We start from the raw sequence: 7,688 nt of genomic DNA, 5'->3' as shown, positions 1-7,688 counted from the left end.
TTGATGAAGGTCATCAATGCGTCATCAAGCTGGGGACGACGGCTGAAAGCACTATTGGAGAATGACTTTCCAGACTTGTCCCACCTTGATCTGAATTTGGAGGGCATGGGAGTGGATCACCACTGGCAGGAGCGCGATTGGTAATCGAAAAAATCAAGGCAATAAAAAACCCCTGAGCAATTGCTGCACCGAAGCGCATCAACCGACAGGGGCCGTGTTGCCGATGATTATAAAGGCCGGAAGTCTCTCGTCAACCACCGGCTGGCGACCTCCACCTCAAGGATTTTTCAACGCCTCCAACCGCGCCGGCAGATCCTCCTTGGGAAAGCGCTTGTGCAACTCCAACAGCTTCTCATCCGCCGCCTTGGCCTCTCCCGCCTGCCGCAACCGCAGGATCTCCTGCAGCCCTTGCTCCAATGACGGCAGCACAACAGCCGCGCGCTTGCTCATCTTCGCCACCGGCTCATCCGCCAGCGAACCCGCGACTTCTGCCTGCACCTGAGGCGCACTGTCAGCCTGCGGAGCCACGGAGAATCGAGCCATCGGCGCGGCTGCCGGGGCTGGACGAGCCAGTTCCTGCGGGGCGGCCGCGTAAGTCCCTGTGGATAACTCCGGCTGCGGCACCGGCGAGCGCGTGACCAAACCAATCATCAGGGCCACACCCGCTACGGTAGCAAACGCCATCTGCCAGCGCGGCCGTTGGCAGGCCTGTAACCAACGCTGCCACAGGCCGGGTTGCCGCACCGGTGCTTCACGGTGGGCGGTGGCCAGGATGAAGGCGTCCAGGGAAGCCGGCGGCTCGCCGCTGGTGTGTTGACGGAAATGCTCGATCAGCAGCTCGTCGTTCGAGTCCTGGGTATGTCGGGGGTCAGTCATGCGGGTACCTCCTCGGCCAGCAGTCGGCGCAGTTTCTGCTGGGCGTAACGCAAGCGGCTTTTTACCGTTTCCAGTGGGGCGCCGGTGAGCGCGGCGATTTGTGGCACTTCCAGCTCGCCATGCAGGCGCAGCAGGAACACTTCGCGCTGATCTTCGGGCAAGTCTTGCAACGCGCTGTCCAGGCGCGCCTGGTCGCGGCTCAGGCTCAGCAGTTGCTCAGGCCCGGCGCTGTCGTCGGGCTGGCCGTGAAGCTGCTCATCGTAGCTGTCGTGCAGCGGGTTGTGGATGCCGTGCTTGCGCCAGTGGTCGATCAGGCGGTTGCGGGCAATCTGGAACAGCCAGGTGCGAAAACTCGCCCGCCCCTGTGGCTCGCTGGTGCTGCGGATCAGGCTGAGCCAGGTGTCCTGGAACACTTCCTCGGCCAGTTCGGCCTTGTTGCTCAAGGACACCAGAAAACGGTACAGGCCCTGTCGATGCCGCGCGTACAGGGCCTCGAACGCTGCACCGTCGCCGCTGCGGTAGCGGGACAGCAGGGCTTCGTCGCTGGGTGAATCCATCAGGTGGCGCACTCCTTTGAGGTGGATCAGTGTTTAGCCGGGGCCTGAAGGCTCTGGGCCAATTCGACCAGTTGCACAAATTCGCCGCGCAAACCAAAAGGGTCGTCGCCCCGTGCGGAACGGGCCAGTGCGGCCGTGTCCTTGAAACTCATGCTGCCAGTGTAGCGGCCATCACCCTTGAGTTGCTGGGCGAAGGCGGCCACGGCGGCAGAGAAGCGCAGGTCGTCGCTGGGTTTGCCGCTCTGCTGGTTGCTGATCGGGTGTTCGATCAGTCGGCTATCGCCGCCTTCCGCTGGTTTGTAGCGTACCCGCAACATCGCCAACTCATCAGTTTTCCCGTCAGCCTTGGCCGCCGATGCGTAGCGCAGGGGCTCCAGCCAACCCTGTTCACCCTTCGGGACAATCTCATACAACGCGGTCACCGTATGCCCTGCACCGATTTCGCCGGCGTCGACCTTGTCGTTGTTGAAATCCTCACGCTTCAGGGCGCGGTTTTCATAACCCAGCAATCGGTATTCACTGACCTGCGCCGGATTGAATTCCACTTGCAGTTTCACATCCCGGGCCACCACGGCGAGGGTTGAGCTGAGCTGGTCCACCAGCACTTTGCGGGCTTCGCGCAGGTTGTCGATATAGGCGTAGTTGCCATCACCGGCATCGGCCAGTTGTTCCATCAGGTGTTCGTTGTAGTTATCCACACCGAAGCCGAGGGTGGTCAGGGACACGCCGCTTTTGCGCTGGTCGACCGCCATTTGCTTGAGGCTGTCGAAGTCGCTCACGCCTACGTTGAAGTCACCGTCGGTGGCCAGCAGGATGCGGTTGATGCCTTTGTCGATAAACCCTTCGCGGGCCATTTGGTAGGCCATTTCGATCCCCGACGCGCCTGCGGTGGAGCCGCCGGCGGTAAGTTGGTCGATGGCATTGCGGATCGTGGTTTTGTCGCGGCCCGAGGTGGGCTTGAGCACCACCCGCGATTCGCCGGCGTAGACCACCAGCGAGACGCGGTCCTGGTCGCGCAGTTGGTCCACCAGCAATTTCAGGGTGCTCTTGACCAGCGGCAGGCCTTCGCGGCGATTCATCGAGCCGGATACGTCCACCAGGAACACCAGGTTGGCCGGTGCCAGGTCTGCCACGGCGCGGTCCGAGGCCTTGATGCCGATGCGCAATAGTCGGGTGTGAGGGTTCCAGGGTGACGGTGCCACTTCAGTGGTCACGCCAAAGGGCGAGCCGTCGGTGGGCAAGGCGTAGTCATAAGGGAAGTAATTGACCATCTCCTCAAGTCGCACAGCACCTTCGGGCGGCAGGCTGCCTTGATTGAGGAAGCGTCGTACGTTGGCATAGCTGCCGGTGTCGACATCGACGCTGAAGGTGGAGACCGGTGTTTCGGCAACGCTGCGAATCGGGTTGTCCGGGAGGTTCTGATAGTGCTCCCGAGGCTCGGTCTGGTATTGCATGGCGATCGAGTCGTTCATGACCAATCGCGACGCCATCGGTGCAGGCGCAACCATCCGCTTGACCATGGCCCCCTGGACGCTGGCGGGCTCACTTTGCACCTCCACGACAGGCGCCGACTCAGCGGGCTTGGCCACGTCACGGGATGAAGAGAGCCCACACCCGGCAAGCGCCACCAGCAGGGTCACGGTGAAGCCTTGGGCGGCAGGGCGTAACAGCAGAAGAGGACGGGACATGGGCTGAACCTCGTGAATGAATGATCCGTTCACAAGGTCAGACGCAAGGGGCTGGCGATTCGGGTTAAAGCAACTTAGAGCGACGGAATATTTCCTGTCGCCGCCACAGTCGCCACCGGGACACGCTCATTAGGCGCAGTTACGTCATACACATGCTGCTCACAGCCCTTCCCGATAATCACGAATTCCACCAGGTAAACCTTTTGCTTCTCAGGCTTGAAGGTCGAACTCATGGGGCCGCACTCATACACATAGGTTTTGACGAGGCCGACATAGTTGGCGTTGTAGACCCGTGACTCGCCGATCACTTCAAAGGGCTGCCCCGGGTCAGCCTGCACTTCCAACTGCGGGAAGCGTTTGGCGACGGCGCTGTTGCCCACTTCGTTCATCTTGGCGATCCAGCCGAATACCTTGCCACGGCCGGAATCCACCACCGTCCCGAGGATTTCCGGTCGCTGGTCTGCATCGGAACTACGGCGTACGGAGAACTGCACCGGATAGGTAAAACCGGTTGCCTTCATGATGACCTTGGCGTGTTCGGCGTCCACCTCGACCTTTTTCTGCTGCAACTGGACGCCGTCCGTCAGCAGGCTTGGCGAGGAGTTCCTGGCAGTGGAGTGGCAGCCGGCCAAGACCAGGGCGAGGATTAAGAGTGAGGTCTTTTTCATGGGTTACTTCCTTGAGCACATTTAAAAGTCTGGCTCGGGCTACGTGGGAGAACCGCAGCCCGACGCCGTTTTCTATCGGCCGTAATACTTAAAACGCGTACCGCGCCTTGAGCATGACCCCGTCGGCATCAAAACCACTGCGGGCCTGGCGGGTGTAGCTGGCACCCACGGTAAAGTCCGACACCTGGTAGTTCACGCCGACACTGGCTTCATAGCTGTCACGCGCCACCGAAGCGCCGGTGACGGTGAACGCAGAACCGCCGAGCACATAGCTGGAGGTTTGTGCGACGCGATCACCCATCAGGTCGTGATACGCCATCAAGGTTGCTTCCGGCTGCAAGCTACCGGCACCCATGGGCAAGTTGCCCGCCAAGCGCACACCAGCGCCCAGCTCGCCCACTTCATAGCGTTGCGACTGGGTGCTCAGCGCGGCCGAGGAGCCCTTCTCGTTGAAACCGTCCATGCGCACGTTGGCGTAACGCGCTGCCACGCGCGGCTCGATCACCACGGCCTGCGACGGCTTGAAGCTGTAGCCGCCGATCACACTGGCAGACAGCACATTGCTGTCGTAACTGCCCTTGGCTGTGGTGCCGGCGATATGGCGTTTGCTGTCGTTGTCGTTATGGCCATAGCTGAGGCTGCCGTCGACGAACCAGTTTTGCAGCGACCAGTTGCCGTACAGCGACAGCGCATGGCCCTCCACATCGGTCTTGTTGCCGAGGTCGGAATGGATGTTGGAGTTAAGGTAGCTGTAAGCCACGCCCAACGTGGTGGTGTCGTTCAAGCGCCCGTCCACACCCACGGCCATGCCGCTGCTGTTGGCCGAGTAGCCGTTGTTGCCGCCACGCCCGTCCTGGTCCATGTTGCTGCTCAGGCCCTGCACCCACACGCCGCCGGTTTGATGGCTTTCGCGCTGGTCGGTGAGGCGGTTGAAGATCGCGCCGTTGACCACGGTCTGGCCCGACAACGCCACGTCCAGGGCGCCGCGATTGACGTCCGGCTTGAGTTGTTCGCTGACCTGAGCAAGCTGCTGTGCTGTGCCGGCGTCAGCCAGGGTTTGGAACACTGGGTCGTTCTGATTGAGTCCGCTCAGTACGTCGTTTTTAAAGGTGTTCACCGCCGTCGCTGACGCAGCGCCGGCGCCCACCGCGGCGAGCTCCTGCTGCACTTGCTGGTTGTCTTTAACCGCCACCACGGCCTTGACCGTTTGCGCGTCGGCCGAGTAGCTCAGCACGTTCAGCAGAGAGGACGAGCTGGCCACAGACAGGCCATTGTCTTGCACGCTGGTGGCTTGCAACAGGGTGTACTGAGTGCCGTTGTTGGTGCTGGCGAAGTCGCCCGGCTTGGCGCTCACGGTCAGCTTCGAAGCCTGGGCGAAATTCGCTGCACCGTTGACAGTCAGGTACGGCGTGGTCGGCACTACGCTGTCGGCCAGGTGCATATCAATACCTGCGCCGCTAGCAACGTTGAGGTTGCCAGTGATCGCAGTACCGGGCGCCGACAGGTTCAGCGAGCCCGAGTTGACCGATACCGGCGCGATGATGCGGCTGCCGGTGAAATCGGCCTGGCCTGCGACATTCACCGCGCTCAAGTTGAGCAGGTCGCCGGTGATTTTGCCGCCGGTCCAATTCAGCGTGGCAAGGTTGGCGGCGTCGATGGCGATGCCGGCGTTACTGCGGATTTCGCCGGCTTGCTGGTTGATCTCGAACGCCGAGGTCTGGTCCGCGGCATCTACATGAATCGCTGTGCCATCGGCGCTGATCGTGCCGCGGTTAACGATGCCGCGCGCGCCGGTCGCGCTGTTCTGGGCAAAGGTTGCCCCGGCAAACTCGAAGGCATTGGCGTTGGTGCCCGTGGCCTCGACGGTGCCGGTGTTGAGGATGTAGTCGACCGTACCGTTTAGAAACATCACCGTCTTGGCGTCATTGCCGTTGGCAGAAAGCAGGCCGCTGTTTTCGATGCGCAGAGGGTTGGTGTCGGTTTCCACCTCGATGCCCCAGGCGCCCTCGCCCGTCGCCTTGAGCGTGCCGGCGTTGAGGATTTTGCCGCCGACGGTGGTCCCCAGATTGTTCTGGCGGTCGAGGATCAGGCCGATGGCGTAATCACCGTTCATGTCGATCACACCGGTGTTCGAGACGTCGCCGGCGATGGTGGTGCCATGCAGGTAAATGCCTTCACCGCCATCCACGTAGGAAGGTGAAGCCGGCGGGCTCAGGGGCAGCGTGGAACGGATGGTGCCGGAGTTGATGACACTTCCACCGATGGTCGTCGCGCCGATCTCAAGCCCCTCGTAACCCCCATTTTTCATAAGAATGTTGCCCGCCTGGACCACGTCCCCGGTGACAGTTCCCGGGCTCAGGTTCTGCGGGCCCGACCAGAACAGCGGGTCCAGGGCAATCGCACGGATGGCGGCGCCCTGGGAATCCAGAGTGATGTCGGCACGGTTGATCAACGAACCCTGGATAGTGGTGTTGGCCACACCCAGTCCGGCAGGGTTGGTGGTGGTCGGCACCACTACTTCGGAGAACGTCCCGTTGATAATCAATGACTCATTAAAGGTCTCGCCGACCCAAATGTTCTTGCCCTGCCCCAGGTCGAATTCCACCGCCAGCGCTTGCGTACTGATTGCGCCGACCATGAGTGCCAACAGGCTTTTCTGGAACTGCTTACGCTTCATTTCAAACTCCATGAACTACATTAAAAGCCGCCAATAGGCCCGGCGGCAGTAGGTGTACTAAGCGAGGGATCAATTGATCCGAATGCATTCCCCCAGGGTGCCTTCCTGAAACGCAGGCGCGCGCCTGTGCACCACAGCGGGCGGTGACAGAAAAGAGGCTTGGGGGGCGAGGTTCACATTAATCCTTAATGTCATTTGAAAACGCTGCAGTCCATGCAGCCCGACCGGTTGCGGGTGGGCGGGGTAAAGACAATGGGATATACAAAATGTTCAAGGTGCTCGGCGGGTTCTATCAAACTGCTCGCGTCAGGATCAGCCACCGCAAGCCACGCGGCGACCTCTCGCTGGTCTACTTGAGCTCCTTCACCAGATAACTCCCGGAGATCTGCGTGATACCCGTCAACGCGCGGCGCAACGCCTCAGGATCAGTGCGATAAGTGAGCGGCGTGTAGCCGTAGACATTCTGGCCATTGAACGGCGTGATCGACTCCACCGTGCGCCAGAGCATCTCGTCGCCACGGTCCATGCGCGCCACCACGGTGAGCGTCGGGTAGACCACGCTGCTGAAACCCTGGGTCAGGCGAAAGCCCCACTCGCCTACCGTCAGTTGAATCTGCGCATCGGCCGGCTCGTCGTCACCCACCACTTTGAGCGATGACGTCTTACCCAAGGCATCAATGAAGGCCTGCTTGAGCAACACACCCAAGTCGATATTTTCGACGTCCATCACCGTGAGAATCGCCGCAGGCGTCGACATCTCGGCCAGTTGCCCCGCCTTCATGCCGGCGGCAAACCCCGCGCCGCTCAAGGCTGCCGTGCCCAGCTTGGACGCGCCGCTGGCCATGCCGACGCCCGCGCCAAGCCCGGCACCCAAGGCCGCACCCCAGGCTTGTTCACGGCCCATGTAGACCATGTTCTTTTCCCATTTTACGGGCAGCACTTTGACCGTCTTGACCTGCGCACGATGCTCGGGCGTGAGGGGCTGGCTGACGCAGCCGCCGAGGATGAGGGTGGAGAGGAGAACCAGGAGAAGGTTTTTCACATCAGTCCTTTAATGTTGGTGGTGGGTGGATGCGTTTAATCAACGCCAGTGTGTCGGCAATGGGGGTGAAGACATGAGGCCTTGTGATTGGGCCAGTACTTTGCTGCCTTGCGTGGGTTTGGGTGCGGGCTTATAGTCCGGGCCGTCGCCCATATGGCGATTCAGGTTTGGCGACCTGAC

6 protein-coding genes are annotated in these 7,688 nt (G+C 61.2%); all 6 read right to left on the bottom strand.

Translation table 11 applies throughout. The annotated features are described in order from the left end of the window. Positions 1 to 276: 276 nt before the first annotated feature. A complete protein-coding gene (locus JV201_RS00835) occupies positions 277 to 876 on the bottom strand; it encodes a hypothetical protein (protein ID WP_177020613.1) in 600 nt (199 codons plus the stop codon). Next, positions 873 to 1,433: an RNA polymerase sigma factor gene (locus JV201_RS00830; RefSeq protein WP_003218160.1), complete on the bottom strand. Its 561-nt coding sequence runs from the start codon at positions 1,431 to 1,433 to the stop codon at positions 873 to 875. Before JV201_RS00830 ends, JV201_RS00835 begins: the two co-directional genes overlap by 4 nt. A 26-nt stretch (positions 1,434 to 1,459) precedes the next feature. Further along, on the bottom strand, positions 1,460 to 3,121 hold the full coding sequence (locus tag JV201_RS00825; RefSeq protein ID WP_219406381.1) for a VWA domain-containing protein: 1,662 nt from the start codon (positions 3,119 to 3,121) through the stop codon (positions 1,460 to 1,462). 74 nt (positions 3,122 to 3,195) lie between these two features. Next, a complete protein-coding gene (locus JV201_RS00820; protein ID WP_008433680.1) occupies positions 3,196 to 3,789 on the bottom strand; it encodes a hypothetical protein in 594 nt (197 codons plus the stop codon). Between the two features lie 88 nt (positions 3,790 to 3,877). Further along, the gene (locus JV201_RS00815; RefSeq protein ID WP_219406380.1) at positions 3,878 to 6,466 is read right to left on the bottom strand and encodes an autotransporter outer membrane beta-barrel domain-containing protein; all 2,589 of its coding nucleotides are present in this window, start codon (positions 6,464 to 6,466) and stop codon (positions 3,878 to 3,880) included. Between the two features lie 349 nt (positions 6,467 to 6,815). Further along, entirely contained in the window at positions 6,816 to 7,508 is a 693-nt protein-coding gene (locus tag JV201_RS00810; RefSeq protein ID WP_177117234.1) for a hypothetical protein, read from the bottom strand. Positions 7,509 to 7,688 lie beyond the last annotated feature (180 nt).

The sequence above is a fragment of the Pseudomonas sp. Colony2 genome (assembly GCF_019382755.1).
Classification (GTDB): Bacteria; Pseudomonadota; Gammaproteobacteria; order Pseudomonadales; family Pseudomonadaceae; genus Aquipseudomonas.
This window is presented reverse-complemented; position numbering and strand designations above follow the sequence as displayed.

Bases quoted from the DNA above. Each gene is read 5' to 3' on its own strand.
- JV201_RS00835 (WP_177020613.1), bottom strand. From the start codon at position 876: ATGACTGACCCCCGACATACCCAGGACTCGAACGACGAGCTGCTGATC.
- JV201_RS00815 (WP_219406380.1), bottom strand. From the start codon at position 6,466: ATGAAGCGTAAGCAGTTCCAGAAAAGCCTGTTGGCACTCATGGTCGGC.
- JV201_RS00825 (WP_219406381.1), bottom strand. From the start codon at position 3,121: ATGTCCCGTCCTCTTCTGCTGTTACGCCCTGCCGCCCAAGGCTTCACC.
- JV201_RS00820 (WP_008433680.1), bottom strand. From the start codon at position 3,789: ATGAAAAAGACCTCACTCTTAATCCTCGCCCTGGTCTTGGCCGGCTGC.
- JV201_RS00830 (WP_003218160.1), bottom strand. From the start codon at position 1,433: ATGGATTCACCCAGCGACGAAGCCCTGCTGTCCCGCTACCGCAGCGGC.